This window comes from Serratia sp. CY84636, assembly GCF_052166245.1.
Taxonomy (GTDB): domain Bacteria; phylum Pseudomonadota; class Gammaproteobacteria; order Enterobacterales; family Enterobacteriaceae; genus Serratia; species Serratia nevei.
This window is the reverse complement of record NZ_JBJNOX010000002.1, coordinates 1,479,879-1,494,438: the sequence shown is the minus strand read 5'-3', so window position 1 is coordinate 1,494,438 and position 14,560 is coordinate 1,479,879. Positions and strand designations below refer to the sequence as shown.

General features: G+C 59.4%; 15 protein-coding genes. 14 read left to right on the top strand and 1 reads right to left on the bottom strand.

Annotation, left to right across the window (positions count from 1 at the left end):
- Positions 1–19 precede the first annotated feature (19 nt).
- The 5 genes from ACJ8QI_RS11630 (at position 20) to ACJ8QI_RS11610 (ending at position 5,748) form a co-directional block, all read left to right on the top strand.
- Positions 20–1,315, top strand: a complete 1,296-nt coding sequence (locus ACJ8QI_RS11630) for an HlyD family secretion protein (protein ID WP_060439614.1) — start codon at positions 20–22, stop codon at positions 1,313–1,315.
- Positions 1,302–3,419, top strand: coding sequence for a peptidase domain-containing ABC transporter (locus tag ACJ8QI_RS11625; RefSeq protein WP_102984441.1), 2,118 nt, complete (start codon positions 1,302–1,304; stop codon positions 3,417–3,419). Before ACJ8QI_RS11630 ends, ACJ8QI_RS11625 begins: the two co-directional genes overlap by 14 nt.
- A gap of 95 nt (positions 3,420–3,514) precedes the next feature.
- Positions 3,515–3,715 (top strand): hypothetical protein, encoded by a 201-nt coding sequence (locus ACJ8QI_RS11620; RefSeq protein ID WP_016927170.1) that lies wholly within the window; start codon positions 3,515–3,517, stop codon positions 3,713–3,715.
- 86 nt (positions 3,716–3,801) lie between these two features.
- Positions 3,802–4,200, top strand: a complete 399-nt coding sequence (gspS, locus tag ACJ8QI_RS11615; RefSeq protein WP_060420474.1) for a type II secretion system pilot lipoprotein GspS — start codon at positions 3,802–3,804, stop codon at positions 4,198–4,200.
- Between the two features lie 114 nt (positions 4,201–4,314).
- Positions 4,315–5,748, top strand: a complete 1,434-nt coding sequence (locus ACJ8QI_RS11610) for an EmmdR/YeeO family multidrug/toxin efflux MATE transporter (RefSeq protein ID WP_060439618.1) — start codon at positions 4,315–4,317, stop codon at positions 5,746–5,748.
- Between the two features lie 56 nt (positions 5,749–5,804).
- Here ACJ8QI_RS11610 and ACJ8QI_RS11605 read toward each other — a convergent pair whose 3' ends face one another.
- A complete protein-coding gene (locus tag ACJ8QI_RS11605; RefSeq protein WP_060420478.1) occupies positions 5,805–6,068 on the bottom strand; it encodes a FaeA/PapI family transcriptional regulator in 264 nt (87 codons plus the stop codon).
- Positions 6,069–6,842: 774 nt separating this feature from the next.
- On the opposite strand from ACJ8QI_RS11605, the gene ACJ8QI_RS11600 reads away from it, so the two are divergent.
- The 9 genes from ACJ8QI_RS11600 to ACJ8QI_RS11560 all read left to right on the top strand — a co-directional run bounded on the left by ACJ8QI_RS11600 (position 6,843) and on the right by ACJ8QI_RS11560 (position 14,486).
- Positions 6,843–7,367 (top strand): fimbrial protein, encoded by a 525-nt coding sequence (locus tag ACJ8QI_RS11600; RefSeq protein WP_060420481.1) that lies wholly within the window; start codon positions 6,843–6,845, stop codon positions 7,365–7,367.
- Positions 7,368–7,495: 128 nt separating this feature from the next.
- On the top strand, positions 7,496–7,999 hold the full coding sequence (locus tag ACJ8QI_RS11595) for a fimbrial protein (RefSeq protein ID WP_080432905.1): 504 nt from the start codon (positions 7,496–7,498) through the stop codon (positions 7,997–7,999).
- A 56-nt stretch (positions 8,000–8,055) separates the two neighbouring features.
- Entirely contained in the window at positions 8,056–10,596 is a 2,541-nt protein-coding gene (locus ACJ8QI_RS11590; RefSeq protein ID WP_442532518.1) for an outer membrane usher protein, read from the top strand.
- A 33-nt stretch (positions 10,597–10,629) separates the two neighbouring features.
- On the top strand, positions 10,630–11,388 hold the full coding sequence (locus ACJ8QI_RS11585) for a fimbria/pilus periplasmic chaperone (protein ID WP_442532517.1): 759 nt from the start codon (positions 10,630–10,632) through the stop codon (positions 11,386–11,388).
- Positions 11,389–11,418: 30 nt separating this feature from the next.
- Entirely contained in the window at positions 11,419–12,027 is a 609-nt protein-coding gene (locus ACJ8QI_RS11580) for a fimbrial protein (RefSeq protein WP_060420492.1), read from the top strand.
- Positions 12,028–12,036: 9 nt separating this feature from the next.
- Positions 12,037–12,528, top strand: coding sequence for a fimbrial protein (locus tag ACJ8QI_RS11575; protein ID WP_060420495.1), 492 nt, complete (start codon positions 12,037–12,039; stop codon positions 12,526–12,528).
- A gap of 15 nt (positions 12,529–12,543) precedes the next feature.
- Positions 12,544–13,035: a fimbrial protein gene (locus ACJ8QI_RS11570; protein WP_141959635.1), complete on the top strand. Its 492-nt coding sequence runs from the start codon at positions 12,544–12,546 to the stop codon at positions 13,033–13,035.
- A 14-nt stretch (positions 13,036–13,049) separates the two neighbouring features.
- Positions 13,050–13,604 carry a fimbrial protein gene (locus ACJ8QI_RS11565; RefSeq protein ID WP_370592990.1) on the top strand — a complete coding sequence of 185 codons (555 nt, stop codon included), beginning with the start codon at positions 13,050–13,052 and terminating at the stop codon, positions 13,602–13,604.
- Between the two features lie 39 nt (positions 13,605–13,643).
- Positions 13,644–14,486: an MrpH family fimbial adhesin gene (locus tag ACJ8QI_RS11560; RefSeq protein WP_089186140.1), complete on the top strand. Its 843-nt coding sequence runs from the start codon at positions 13,644–13,646 to the stop codon at positions 14,484–14,486.
- The last annotated feature ends 74 nt before the right edge of the window (positions 14,487–14,560 follow it).

The following is a 14,560-nucleotide window of genomic DNA, read 5'->3' as shown; positions in this document are numbered from 1 at the left end:
GGCATGCGCAGGTCTTCCTATGAGTGATAATAAGAGCAGAAATATTTTCCGCCAGGAGGCGGTCAATTATCAACGTCAAAGATGGACCGGCAGAGCGCTGCTGATTTCCGGCGCGTCCAGCTCTGTGATTGCCGTGACGTGCCTCGTTTTTATTCTTATTTTGGCGAGCGCGCTCTATTTTTGTGAATATACGCGCAGGGTGGATGTCGAGGGGGAGGTGATCAGCATTCCGCATTCGACGAACGTTTTTTCTTCCCAATATGGCTATGTGAATCGGTCTTTCCACCAGGCCGGTGATGTGGTGGAAAAAGACGAGCCGCTGTATATCATCGATGTTTCCAGAAGCACGGCCTCGGGTAATGTCAGCCATATTGCCGCGGGTGAAATCAACAAGCAGATCGGCAATCTGGATTCGATCATCAGCAAGCTGAAAAAAAACAAAGACGCGATGCTGGAGAACCTGAGAAAACAGATCGACAGCTATGAGATAGCGTATAAAGAAACGGAAAAACTTAACCTCAGTGCCAGAGACGGCATGGAAAAAATGAGGGAGAGTTTGAAAAACTATGAGCATTACCTGACGAAAGGGTTGATTACCAAGGATCAGCTGAATTATCAGCGTTCGCTCTTTCAGCAACAGCAGAGTTCCTATCAGGCGCTCAACAGCCAAAAGATTCAGCAGAATATCCAGCTGTCGCAGCTGCGCAGCGATCTGCTGATTCGCGCCGCCGATTACGACAATCAAATATCGCAAAGCGAATCGCAACGCAGCGAGCTGCAACGCCAATTGGCGGAATCCAACGCCGGCGACCAGGTGATTATCAAGGCGCCGCTGAAGGGGAAAATCGAGTCGCTGAGCGTGACCGCCGGGCAGGTGGTCGAGAGCGGCAGCAGCCTGGCGCAGATCAAGCCGATTGAGAACATCAAATATTATCTGGTGTTGTGGCTGCCGAATAACAGTTTGCCCTACGTGAAAATCGGCGATGGCATCAACATTCGCTACGAGGCTTTTCCCTCGGACAAGTTCGGCCAGTTTCCGGGGCGCATTGAATCCATCTCTTCGGTTCCGGCTTCTCCGCAGGAGATGGCGGAATACAGCAGCGGCAATAAAAGGGAGCGAAACGCCTACTACAAAGTGTTGGCGTCCATCAGCGACACGCAATTCAGCGACAAAGGGAAATATCTGGAGATCAGCAGTGGGCTGCAGGCCAGGGTGATTGTGTTCCTGGATAAGAAACCGCTTTATCAATGGGCGGTCGCGCCTTTGTATGACATAAAAAACAGCGTGGTGGGGAGAGTCGATGAAGGATCATAATCTTTTTGAACGGATCAACGAAAAGTTAACGTTCTCTCTGCGTAAACGGGTGCCGAGCATCTTGCAGTCGGAGTCGTCGGAGTGCGGCCTGGCCTGCCTCGCGATGATCTCTTCTTATTACGGATTTAATGTGGATATGCTGAGCCTGCGGCAGCGATTCGGCATTTCCACCCAGGGCGCGACCCTGGGCACCCTGTCACAAATCGCGGCGCAAATTCAGCTGAAGACGCGGGCCTTGTCGCTGGACATCGATGAAATCAATCAACTGAAAACGCCCTGCGTATTGCATTGGAACATGAACCATTTCGTGGTGCTGGTTAAGGTTCAGCGCGCGGGCTTTGTGATTCACGACCCTGCCTTCGGGCGCCGAGTGATTGGCCTGCAAGAGATGTCGAACCATTTTACCGGCATTGCGCTGGAGCTGTGGCCCGACAAGGCTTTTCAGCAAGAGACCTTAAAGACCCGTTTACGCCTGCTGGATTTGATGAAAAATATCGAGGGGCTGCCGGGAACGCTGCTCAAGATTTTTGCCTTATCGCTCGTCATCGAGTCGGTCAACCTGCTGCTGCCCGTGGGGACCCAGCTCGTGACCGACCATGTCATTCAGGCGCATGACTACAGCTTGCTGACGGTCATCTGTTTGGGGTTGATCTTCTTCACCCTGTTTCGCGCCGTGGTCAGCATCGCCAGGGCCTGGATTTCCATCGTGCTGGGGACGCTGACCGATATCCAGTGGAAGACGACGCTGTTCGAACATTTGCTGAAGCTGCCGCTGGACTTTTTCGAGAAACGGCACCTGGGGGATATCCAATCGCGGTTTTCCTCACTGGATGCGATCAGAACCACCTTTACCAATAATATCGTCGGCGGGATCATCGACGGCATCATGACGGTCGGCTTGTTCGTGATGATGATGGTCTATGGCGGCTGGCTGGTCTGGGTGGTGTCAGGCTTCACCCTGGTCTACATCCTCATCAGGATGATGACCTACCGCACCTACCGCCAATTCTCGGAGGAACAAATCGTCAAGGCGGCCAAGGCCAACTCGCATTTCATGGAGACGCTGTACGGTATTTCCACGGTCAAAGCGCTGGGCATCAAGGAAACGCGCTCCAGCTATTGGCTCAATTTGAATGTCGATGCCGCCAATACCAATATCAAAATCACCCGTTTCAATATGATGTTCGGCGGGATCAATACCTTTATCACCACGCTCGATCAGGTGGCGATACTTTGGCTCGGCGCCATGATGGTCATCGACAATACGATGACGCTCGGCATGTTCATGGCGTTCAACGCCTATCGCGGCCAGTTCTCGCAGCGGGCTTCCAGCCTGATCGATCTGGCGATCGGCCTGCGCATGCTGTCGCTGCACAATGAGAGGATATCCGACATCGTCTTTACCGATGCGGAGGCGGAGTCCGCGCCGCGGCAGGTCTTCGAACCGGGCAAGGGGGTTGCCGTTGAGGTTAAAAACCTCACCTATCAATATGACGCGCTGTCCCGGCCGATCTTTAAAGACCTGGATATCCGCATTGCCGCCGGCGAGAGCGTCGCCATCGTCGGGGCGTCAGGCGTGGGGAAAACCACCTTGCTGAAGGTCATGTGCGGCTTGCTCAACCCAACCTCGGGAGAGATCCTGGCCGACATGATGGATATCCATAAAATCGGCGTGAATAACTACCGCAATGCGATCGCCTGCGTGTTGCAGGACGACCGGTTATTCTCCGGCTCGATCGCGGAAAACATCAGCGGCTTCGAGGTCAACGCCAATAAAGAGTGGATTGTGGCCTGTGCGATGCACAGCAACATTCACGAGGAAATCATGCAGATGCCGATGGGTTACGAAACCCTGATCGGAGAGCTGGGGAACGGCATCTCCGGCGGGCAAAAGCAACGTCTGTTTATTGCACGCGCCCTCTACCGGCGACCAAGCGTGCTGTTTATGGATGAAGCGACCAGCCATCTGGACGTTGAGAATGAATTGGCGATCAACCGGGCGATATCTTCGCTGAATATCACGCGCGTGATTGTCGCCCACAGAAAATCGACGATCGACTCGGCGGATAGGGTGGTGGCGCTGGGGGCCGCGAGCGGCGGCTAACGCTCGCCCGGCAACCCAGGCTGTCCCCGCGGCCAAAATCGCGGTAAAATGCAGCAGTTGACCTTATCGCACGCCATCAGGCCGCCGTACTCGCTATGAAAATGCGCAAACCGCGCCGTCCGCCCGGGCGGTGGATCTATTACATCCTGCATGAAGACATGCTGTGGCCCTGCCCGGTCAAATGGGAGTGGGAGAGCGGCTATAACGCCTGGCTGCCGTTTTACTATTCCCCCACGCTGGAGTTCGTCGCCGGCAACCCCGCCCGCGCCACCAAAGTCAGCAGCGGTCGGCGTTAAGCGGGCAGCGCGTGCTGCTCGCCTTGCCGCTCGGCATCCGCTCACCTAAGATCATTGCATCACCCACAGGTTTTCCGGGAGCTCCCATGTCTACTCTGTTTCGCACTTCTCTTTGCGGCGCGGTGGCGTTGCTGCTGCTGGCGGGCTGTCAGCAAACGGCGCATAAACCGACGCCGCCGCTGCAGGCGCAGTTGGATCACATCGCTTCGATGCTGGCCGGCGGGCACTTCCTGCGCGTGGACTGCGGGCGCAGCGATGTGCCGGACGATGTCAAATTGCAACGCACCGCGATGCGAGCGGCGCAGCATCGCGGCTGGGATACGCAGGCGGCAGGGTATCGGCAGCTGCCGGCGCTCACCCAGGCGCGCTACCTGACTCTGCAGCAGGACAATCAGCTGCTGACGGACAAATGCACCACACTCAGCCGCAGCACCGCACGCTTTATCGCGGCGGCGCAGGCCGATCAGGAAGACTACATGGAGTAGCGCGACGGTGTGCCTTTCGGGCGCTCGTCGCGGGCGCCCAAAAATTCTTTGCAGGATAACGATTTATCGCTCATCATTTGAAATGATGTTTCACTTTTATCCATCGAGCCCACCTTGAACCTGTATGCCGCCCTGCGTCAGCGCGTGGAAAATACGCCCTGGTACGCCAAACGGAAAAGCTACCGCGTGCTGTTCTGGCGCGAAATCACGCCGCTGGCGGTGCCCATTTTTCTGGAGAACGCCTGCGTTCTGTTGATGGGGGTGCTGAGCACCTTTCTGGTGAGCTGGCTCGGTAAAGAGGCGATGGCCGGGGTGGGGCTGGCGGACAGCTTCAACATGGTGATCATCGCCTTTTTCGCCGCGGTGGATCTCGGCACCACCGTGGTGGTGGCCTTCAGCCTCGGCAAGCGCGATCGTCGGCGGGCGCGCGCGGCGGCGCGTCAGTCCCTGGTCTTGATGACCGGCGTGGCGCTGCTGTTGGCGGCAGGCATCCATCTGGCGGGCGAACCGATCATCGATGTGATCGCCGGGGCGGCCTCGCCGGAGGTGAAGGCGCTGGCGCTCTCTTACCTGCAGACCACGGTGTGGAGCTACCCGGCGGCGGCGATTGCGCTGATTGGCAGCGGCGCATTGCGCGGCGCGGGCAACACCAAGATCCCGCTGCTGATCAACGGCGGCATGAATATCCTCAATATCATCATCAGCAGCATTCTGATTTACGGCATGCTCGGCTGGCACGGGCTGGGCTTCGTCGGCGCCGGGCTGGGGCTGACGATTTCCCGCTATATCGGTGCCATCGCCATTCTCTATGTGCTGGCGATCGGTTTTAACCCGGCGCTGCACATCACGCTGAAAAGCTATTTCACGCCGCTGAAGATGAGCATCCTGTGGGAAGTGCTGGGGATCGGCATTCCCGCCAGCGTCGAATCGGTGCTGTTCAACGGCGGCAAGCTGCTGACGCAGATGTTCGTCGCCGGCATGGGCACCAACGTGATCGCCGGCAACTTCATCGCTTTTTCTATCGCTTCGCTGATCAACTTGCCGGGCAACGCGCTGGGCTCTGCCTCGACCATCATCGTGGGGCGGCGGCTCGGCAAAGGCGAGATCGGCCAGGCGGAGCGGCAGCTGCGCCATATTTTCTGGCTGTCGACCCTCGGGCTGACCGCCATCGCCTGGGGCACGGCGCCGCTGGCCGGCGTCTTTGCCGCGTTCTATACCTCGCAGGATGACGTAAAAACGGTAGTGAAAACCCTCATCTGGCTCAACGCCGCCTTTATGCCGATCTGGGCCGCTTCCTGGGTGTTGCCCGCCGGGCTGAAAGGCGCGCGCGACGCCCGCTTCGCCATGTGGGTGACGATGCTGGGCATGTGGGGCTGCCGCGTGGTGGCCGGTTATGTGCTGGGCATTGAACTGGGCATGGGCGTGGTGGGCGTCTGGCTGGGGATGTTTCTCGATTGGGCGGTGCGCGGCGCTTTGTTTTACTGGCGCATGGTCAGCGGGCGCTGGCTGTGGAAATATCCGCGGGTCAGGCGCACGGACGCCGGATAGTCTCGTCCGTGCGAAGCCTGCCGGTAGCCTGGGGGACACCGGCAGGAAAAACGCGTTCAGAGGGAAGGGTACCAGCGCAACGACTTATTGACCGGCCCCGGCGTGACCAACACTTTGCCCCGGCCGGCCAGATTCAACAGCAGGTTGCGCGCCTGATAGATGGTGATGTCGTTAGACTCGGCCAGCTGGCGAGTGGTGGGCCACTCGCCGGGGGGCGGGGGGGCCGCACCGTTGGCCACAGGGCAGAGGCGGTGCAGCGTGGTTAATAAATGCTGCTGCAGGTTTTGTAATTCTTGTTGTTTTGGCGTGCGTTTTATCATGTCAGCCTCCCTTAAGCCTCAGCCGAGTTTTGATATAACGGTAAGCGTCTCCCGGACAATAATGCTCTGTTCCGGCAATACCCTTCTTGAACCGGTCGCGAACGCCTGCCTGAACCCGATATTTCCGTTGCGATAATCCCGCGGCACTCACCGATCAGAAGGGGTAACGGGGTGGCTAAATGCTCAGCCTGCTGTATGTAATGGCTGTAATTCATATCTTTTCTCCATTATTTACTGCCCGGTGCCGGTTTTTACCGGACCGAATTGATAAGCCTCCCTTTCCTTTTCCGGATCATTATAACGCAAATAGAAAAAAGGCGATCAATAATGTCGCGTGATATATATTTTACGAGATAATTGACTGACGTTGTTAATTTTACGATCTGTTGTTTCGCAAAAATATATTTGCCCTGTGGTTTTTGGGCTTATATCTCGTATTTATTGCTTTTGCCGGAAATGACTTTTCAAATTGTCGCGGTTTTTGTAACAATATTCGGGCCAAGACAAGCGAATAAGTTAAATCTTAGTGTAATTTTCATGATGGGTAGTAAATTTTGTGGAAATTTAAAGATTTGATTTTTTTCTTTCTCGTCAGCGTGAGTTTTGCTGAATACCTAAAATGGGTAATGATGAAATAAAATACGCGATTTAATTATCGTGAGGGTTTGCTTTGTCTGCGGATAATACCGTTTTCATTCTGGATTATATAAATAACTGTTAAAGGAACGGGAGCGATCCTGCGCTTTTTACATAAATTAAAGGAATAAGTGAATTATGAAACTGAACAAAATCATGCTGGCAGCGGCTCTGGCGTTTGGCGTTTCTTCTCTGGCGCATGCCGGCGATCAGGGGCATGGCAAAGTGACGTTTACCGGTTCCATTATTGATGCGCCTTGCTCCATTTCTCCTGAGACCGTGGACCAGACCGTGGATATGGGCCAGGTTTCCAACGTTGCGTTGAAAAATGGCGGCAAATCGGCGCCACGCCAGTTCGATATCAAACTGGAACAGTGCGACAACTCGACGCTGAAAACCGTCACGACCACCTTCGAAGGCAAAGCCTCTGCCGCCAACAAGGATCTGCTGGGCATCGTCGGCACCGCCAGCGGCGCCAGCATCGCCATCACCGACACCGCCAGCAATCCGATCAAGCTGGGCACCGCCACGGCTCCGCATAACCTGGGTGCCGGTACCAACACGCTGCGCTTTGCGGCTTACCTGCAGGGCGACGGCGCTTCCGCCAGCGTGGTTCCGGGTGATTTCACCGCCGTAGCCGACTTCAAGCTGGCTTACCAGTAAGCCTGCGCCATTGGCGTGACTTTTTGCATGCGGGGGTTCCCCGCATGCATTTTTCCAAGATGGAAGGGCAGTTGTCAGGAGGTTCAGTGCGCCGATTTATTCACCCTTTAGTGTCTCCTTGCATATTGATGGCCACGCTGATGAGCCCGGCCGTGTCGGCGGCGCCCAGCTCTCAAGGCTGGGGGCGCGTAAATATGCAAGGAGCCATTATTGATACCGCTTGCGCGATCGCCGCCGGCAGCCGCGAACAGACTATCGATATGGCCGTAATGCCGACGGGAAATATGATGCGTGACGGTTTGGGCAATACACATGCCTTCACCATTGAATTAATCAACTGCACGCTTGAGCGCCCGAAGCCGAATTTACCGGACTGGCGGCAGTTTCAGGTGGTTTTCGACGGTGATGCCGAGGGCGATTTATTCGGCGTGCACGGCGAAGCGAAAGGCATCGCGCTGCAAATATCCGATGGCCTGGGGAATATTGCCGCGCCAGGTCGGCCGTTGCCGCTTGGCGATATAACGCCAGGCAGCATGTCGCTTAATTATTCCATAAAGCTGGTTGCCAATAATCAACCGATGCGTGCAGGGGATTATTTTTCCGCCGTGCGTTTTAAGCTGGATTATTACTGAGCGCTGCGATTGCGGCGAGCCGCAACGCCAGAATTATACGATATAAGGTTAGGGATATGATGTTGTCGCCTGCTGGGAAGCTATTTCGTTTTCAGGTGCTGGGGTTATGTATCACGCTGGCGCTGGGAAGTTCATCAACGTGGGTATATGCCGAAGACGGTATTCAGTTTAATGCCGACATTTTGGACGTGAACGATCGCAAAAATATCGACCTAAGCCAATTTTCCCGCAGTGGATACATTATGCCGGGAAGTTACAGCATGGTGGTTCATCTCAATAAAAGCGAGTTACCCGAGCAGAAAATCCCTTTTTATCCGCCGGACAAGGAACCTGACGGCAGCCGCGCCTGCGTCGGCAAAGCGCTGGTCGATCAGCTGGGGCTGAAATCGGCGGCGATGCAAACGCTCACCTGGTGGCATCAGGGAGAGTGTCTGGATGAGTCCAGCCTGAAAGGGATGGTGTCGCGCGGCGATCTGGCGACGGGCGCGCTGTATTTAAGCGTGCCGCAGGCCTACCTGGAATACAGCTCGGAAGACTGGGATCCGCCGTCGCGTTGGGATGAAGGCATTCCGGGCCTGCTGTTCGATTACAACGTCAACGCCCAGAGCCGGCAGCAGCAGCAGGGCGGTACGCGGGGGTACAGCGTCAGCGGCAACGGCACCGCCGGCGCCAACCTCGGCGCCTGGCGCCTGCGCGCCGACTGGCAGGGGCAGGTGAACCATCAGACCGGCAGCGGGCAATCGACCGACAAACGGTTGGACTGGAGCCGTTACTACGCCTATCGGGCCGTTTCCGCGCTGCGCTCGCGCCTGACGTTGGGTGAGGATTATCTGGATTCGGGCATTTTCGACAGCTTCCGCTTCTCCGGCGTGAGCCTGGTGTCGGACGACAACATGCTGCCGCCTAACCTGCGCGGCTATGCGCCTGAGGTGGTCGGGGTCGCCAAAACCAACGCCAAGGTGACGATCAGCCAACAGGGGCGGGTGATCTATGAAACTCAGGTGGCGGCGGGGCCGTTTCGCATTCAGGACATCAACGACGCCATCAGCGGCGAACTGGACGTGCGGGTGGAGGAGCAGGATGGCAGCGTGCAGGCGTTCAAGGTCAACACCGCCAGTATTCCGTACCTGACGCGCCCCGGCTCGTGGCGCTTCAAGCTGGCCGCCGGCAAACCTTCGGACTGGCAGCACCATTCGCGCGGGCCGCTGTTCGGCACCGGCGAGTTCTCCTGGGGCGTCAGCAACGGGTGGTCGCTGTATGGCGGGGCGCTGCTGGGCGGCGACTATAACGCGCTGTCGCTGGGGATAGGCCGCGATCTGATGATGTTCGGTGCGCTGTCGTTCGACGCCACCCAGTCGCGGGCGCGGTTGCCGCAGCGGGATGAGACGCTGAGCGGCGGCTCTTATCGCGTGAGCTATTCGAAAACCTTCGACGAGCTGGACAGTCAGGTCACCTTCGCAGGCTATCGCTTCTCGGAGGAGGACTTCATGAGCATGGGCGAATACCTTGATGCGCGCTATTACGGCAGCCGGGTCGGCAACAACAAGGAGATGTACACCATCACCTTCAACAAGCAGTTCCGCGACTGGGGGCTGAGCAGCTATCTCAACTACAGCCACCAGACCTATTGGGATCGTCCGTCCAACGATCGTTACAACCTGACGCTGTCGCGCTATTTCGATCTCGGCGAGATAAAAAACCTGAATCTGTCGCTGTCGGCCTACCGCAACCGCTACAACGAAACCAACGACGACGGCATGTACCTGTCGCTGTCGATGCCGTGGGGCAACGGTGCCACGCTCAGCTACAACAGCACGGTGAACCGCAATGACAACACGAACCGGGTGGGGTACTACCAGCGAGTCGATGAGCACAACAACTATCAGCTGAGTGCCGGCAGCTCGCGCCGCGGCGCCAACCTGAGCGGCTACTACAACCACGAGGGCGATGCGGCGCGCCTGAGCGCCAACGCCAGCTATCAGGAAGGACGCTACAGCGCCGTGGGGCTGTCCGCGCAGGGCGGCATGACGCTGACGCCGGAAGGCGGCGCGTTGCACCGCGTCGGCATGATTGGCGGCACGCGCCTGCTGCTGGACACCAACGGCGTGGCCGGGGTGCCGGTACGCGGCTACGGCAGCACCGTCAGCACCAACCGCTTCGGCAAGGCGGTGGTGGCGGACGTCAACAGCTACTACCGCAACAAGGCCAGCATCGATCTGGACAAGCTGGGCGACAACGCCGAAGCCACCCGCTCGGTGGTGCAGGCTACCCTGACCGAAGGCGCGATCGGCTACCGTCAGTTTGACGTCATCGCCGGCGAGAAGGCAATGGCGATCGTCAAACTGGCGGACGGCAGCACGCCGCCGTTCGGCGCCACGGTGCTGAACGCCCGTAAACAAGAAACCGGCATCGTCAACGACGGCGGCAGCGTCTACCTGAGCGGCATCAACGCCGGCGAGATCATGACGCTTCACTGGAGCGGCGCGGCGCAGTGTCAGGTGCAGCTGCCTGCCACGCTGCCGGCCGACATGCTCACGCGTACGCTGCTGCTGCCTTGCCGGCCGATCGCCGCGGCGCCGGCGGAGCCGGTTGAATAAATTCATCATCCTGAATTTGGAGTTATCGACAACATGCAAACTTTTTCTCTGAAAACCGCGGCGGTGCTCGTGCTGCTGGGCGCCACGGTGTCGCAGCACGCGCAGGCGGCGATCGCGCTCGACCGCACCCGGGTGATCTTCGACGGCGGCCAGAACTCGGTCAGCCTCAATCTCAGTAACCAGAACAAACAGCTGCCGTACCTGGCGCAGGGCTGGCTGGAGGACGAGCAGGGCAACAAGATCCAGAGCCCGCTGGTGGTGTTGCCGCCGGTGCAGCGCATCGAGCCGGGCAAACCGAGCCAGATCAAGATCCAGGCGCTGCCGGCGGCCAAACAGCTGCCGCAGGACCGCGAGACGCTGTACTACTTCAACCTGCGCGAGATCCCGCCGAAGAGCAACAAGCCCAATACGCTGCAGATCGCGCTGCAGACGCGCATCAAGCTGTTCTACCGCCCGGCGGCTATCGTGCCGAGCCGTACCGACATGGCGACGCCGTGGCAGGAGCAGCTGACGCTGACGCGGCAAGGAGAGCGTTACCAGGTCAATAACCCGACGCCGTACTACATCACCATCGTCGATGCGGGCAGCAAAAAGGGCGGCGAGGGCGTGAAGGGGTTTGAGCCTTTCATGATCGCGCCGAAAAGCCAGGCGAGCCTGACCGTCGGCGCAGCGGCTCTGGGCGGCAGCCCGGTGCTGACCTACATCAACGATTACGGCGGCCGGCCGCAGATGATCTTCAGCTGCAGCGGCACGAGCTGCAAGGTGGTGCCGGAGAAACGGACGGCTTCATAACCCGCGCTGTGAGCCATTCAGGGGTAAAGGATGAAACGAGAACGGAAAAAAATCGGCGCAGGCGCGTTGCTGCTGGCGCTCAGTCTGGGCGTGATAGCGATGCCGCCGGCGCAGGCCGACGAGGTGGACAACTGGCAGGTAGAGGGCGCCAATGGCGTGCTGCAGGTGTACGGCGCGCTGACGGAGAGCGCCTGCCGGTTGGAGATGACCAGCGCGCGGCAGGACATCTGGCTGGGTGAGACCGGCACCGCACGGTTGCGGCAGGTCGGCGATCGCGGGCAGCCGGTGGCGTTCGAGCTGCGCTTGCAGGATTGTCTGCGCACCCCGGGCGGCCAGCGTGATGCGCGCACCGGCGCGTTGACCTGGGCGCCGAATCAGCCGGCGGTGACGGTCAGCTTCGGCTCGACGGCGGACAGCGACAACCCGCAGCTGGTGAAAGCGCAGGGTACCACCGGGCTGGGGCTGCGCCTGCTGGACGGCCGCGGCCGCGACGTTCGTCTGGGCAGCCGCGGGCAACCGCTGCTGTTGACGCCGGGGCAAGATGCATTGAGCTACAGCGTGACGCCGGAGCGAACCGCGGCGCCGCTGATGGCCGGCGCGTATCGGGCGACGGTGGATTTTAGGCTGAGTTATGACTGAGGCGAGGCGATGGCACAGAAGATAACGCGTTGCCGGGCAGCGTTCTGGCTGGCGGGGATGCTGGCGCTGGGCCAACTGCCGGCGCAGGCGACCACGGTGAACGTGCGGGTCACCGTGCTTTCGCCCCCCTGCATCATCAACGGCGGGCGCCCGATTGAGGTGGACTTTGGCGATGAGGTGATGACCACCCGCATCGACGGCGCCAATTATCGGCGGGCGGTGAATTACACGCTGACGTGCAGCGGGCAGAGCAGCAACGGGCTCAAGCTGCAGGTGCAGGGGGCGGCGAGCGGTTTCGACGGCCAGCTGCTGCGCACCAGCAAGGACGGGCTAGGCATTGCGCTGCTGAACGGCGGCCGCCGCTGGCCGGTCAATCAATGGCTGAGCTTTACCTATCCGGCCGCGCCGACGCTTGAGGCGGTGCCGGTGAAATCGGCTTCCGCCAGGCTGACGGCGGGCGAGTTCACCGCCGGCGCCACCATGAAGGTGGATTACCAGTAACGCGGGAGCGAGAGCATGAAACAACGTTTTACGGCGAGCGTGCTGCTGTGCGCCGCGATGGCGTGCCCTTTCGCCTGGGCGGAAAAAACGGTCGACATGCAGTTTCGCGGCACGCTGATCGCGCCGCCGCCCTGCACCCTTAACGACGACGGGATCATCGACGTGGACTTCGGCGATCGCGTCGGCATCAACAAGGTTGATGGCGTGAACTACCGACAAACCATCGGCTACCGCATTCGCTGCGAACCGGGGATCGGCAAATGGGACATGTTGCTGAGCCTGACCGGCACCGCCGCGACGTTCGACGAAGCGGCGGTGCAAACCAATCGGCGCTCTCTGGGGATCCGCATTTACCAGAACGCCCAACCGTTCAAAGTGGGCAGCGCACTGCCCGTCGATCCCGCCAAACCGCCGTTGCTGGAAGCGGTGCCGGTCGGCAAACCGGGCGAAGCTTTGACGGAAGGCGCATTCGAGGCCGCGGCGACGCTGCGGGCCGACTACCAATGAACAAGGAGGCGCGCGTGAAAACAATACAAGCCCGCCGCCGGCCAGGCGGCCACGGAGCCATCGGCCTGCTGTTGCTGACGCTGGGCGTGAACGGCGCGGCGCACGCGGTGGACAACCTGCGCATGCACGGAGCGCTGGTGGCGGAGCCTTGCGTCATCCAGCCGGGCGACGAAGACATCGAGCTGGATTTCGGCACGCTGGTCGACAAATACCTGTACCTGAACCAGCGCACGCAGGGGCAACCGTTCGAGCTGCGGCTGACGGAGTGCGATCTCAGCCTGGGCAAGACGGTCTCGATCACCTTCAAAGGCACGGAGAATGCGCAGCTGCCGGGGCTTCTGGCACTGGCGGCGAGCAGCCAGGCGCGCGGGATCGCCATCGGCATGGAGACGCCGCAGGGGCAGCCGTTACCGCTCAACAGCGCCGGCGGCAAGTACCCGTTGCAGAACGGCAGCACGGTTATCGGCGTGCAGGCTTATGTGCGCGGCGAACCGGAAGCGATCGCGAAGCGAGCTATCGGTCGCGGCGCTTTCAGCGCCATTGCGACTTTCAGTCTGGATTACCAATGAGCGCCGGGCTCCGGCACCACAGAATAAGGATATGACGCGATGCAGCGTGTTCACTTCAGATGGATGTACTTACTGCTTGGCCTGCTGCCGGGGCTGTGCTCGGCGCAAATATACTCGTACGTGACCAAGAGCACCGGCTCCCCCAGCAACGCGTCCTATGAATTTGTGCTCGAAAGCTGGGATACGGACGATTCGTCGCCCAATCCCTGTTACCAGCAAAGTATGTGCGCGGTGGGGATCAACCACCGCCACACCAGTGCCAATACCGGCGGCAGTACGGCGGTGACACCGTCGACCTCTATCGTCGGCTCAGGGCGCTACCCACAGATCACCCAATTGAGGACGATGGGCGAACTCAGCCGCTTCTACCAAAACATCTATCCGTTGCCGATTGTCGGCGCGACTTCTCATGTGGGGGACGCTATCACTCAGGAGTGTGTCGGGCTGTTTTATACCACCAGTTCCTCTTCCGTTGTTCAGGGGGCCAGTGCGAGATTGATGCCGAGCAGCGTTTGCGGCATCGCGCCACCGCCGGTCGGGGTGTGCGGCATCGATGAGCAACAGCTCGATCTGAACCACGGGGTGTTGCCGGATACCGAACTGGTGGGCAACACGGCGCGTGGCAGCCTGCGCGTGGTTTGCTCGCAGAAGATGAACATCGTCATGTATATCCGTGTCGGCAGCAATGGCCGCCTGGATCTGGGGAACTCCGGCGTTTACAGCACGCTGCGCATCAATGGCGCTCTGGGCAACCTGGGTTACCAGTTCACTGCGGATACACGCGGCGTCACGGTGCCGATCACTTCCACGCTCGGCGTGACCGGAACGGTCAAGGCCGGCGATTACTCGGGGCAATCGGTCGCCATTCTGGCGCTGCCGTAGCCGCATTACCCCCGCCGCGCGCAGGCGCGATGCCGCGTTATGTCGTTGAGCCGCCCGCCATCGGGGGGATGGCT

Excerpts from the sequence above, each read along its gene's own strand:
- ACJ8QI_RS11560 (WP_089186140.1), top strand. The coding sequence starts at position 13,644 with ATGCAGCGTGTTCACTTCAGATGGATGTACTTACTGCTTGGCCTGCTG.
- ACJ8QI_RS11575 (WP_060420495.1), top strand. The coding sequence starts at position 12,037 with ATGGCACAGAAGATAACGCGTTGCCGGGCAGCGTTCTGGCTGGCGGGG.
- ACJ8QI_RS11590 (WP_442532518.1), top strand. The coding sequence starts at position 8,056 with ATGATGTTGTCGCCTGCTGGGAAGCTATTTCGTTTTCAGGTGCTGGGG.
- ACJ8QI_RS11595 (WP_080432905.1), top strand. The coding sequence starts at position 7,496 with ATGGCCACGCTGATGAGCCCGGCCGTGTCGGCGGCGCCCAGCTCTCAA.
- ACJ8QI_RS11570 (WP_141959635.1), top strand. The coding sequence starts at position 12,544 with ATGAAACAACGTTTTACGGCGAGCGTGCTGCTGTGCGCCGCGATGGCG.
- ACJ8QI_RS11630 (WP_060439614.1), top strand. The coding sequence starts at position 20 with ATGAGTGATAATAAGAGCAGAAATATTTTCCGCCAGGAGGCGGTCAAT.
- ACJ8QI_RS11620 (WP_016927170.1), top strand. The coding sequence starts at position 3,515 with ATGAAAATGCGCAAACCGCGCCGTCCGCCCGGGCGGTGGATCTATTAC.
- gspS (WP_060420474.1), top strand. The coding sequence starts at position 3,802 with ATGTCTACTCTGTTTCGCACTTCTCTTTGCGGCGCGGTGGCGTTGCTG.
- ACJ8QI_RS11605 (WP_060420478.1), bottom strand. The coding sequence starts at position 6,068 with ATGATAAAACGCACGCCAAAACAACAAGAATTACAAAACCTGCAGCAG.
- ACJ8QI_RS11580 (WP_060420492.1), top strand. The coding sequence starts at position 11,419 with ATGAAACGAGAACGGAAAAAAATCGGCGCAGGCGCGTTGCTGCTGGCG.
- ACJ8QI_RS11600 (WP_060420481.1), top strand. The coding sequence starts at position 6,843 with ATGAAACTGAACAAAATCATGCTGGCAGCGGCTCTGGCGTTTGGCGTT.
- ACJ8QI_RS11625 (WP_102984441.1), top strand. The coding sequence starts at position 1,302 with ATGAAGGATCATAATCTTTTTGAACGGATCAACGAAAAGTTAACGTTC.
- ACJ8QI_RS11585 (WP_442532517.1), top strand. The coding sequence starts at position 10,630 with ATGCAAACTTTTTCTCTGAAAACCGCGGCGGTGCTCGTGCTGCTGGGC.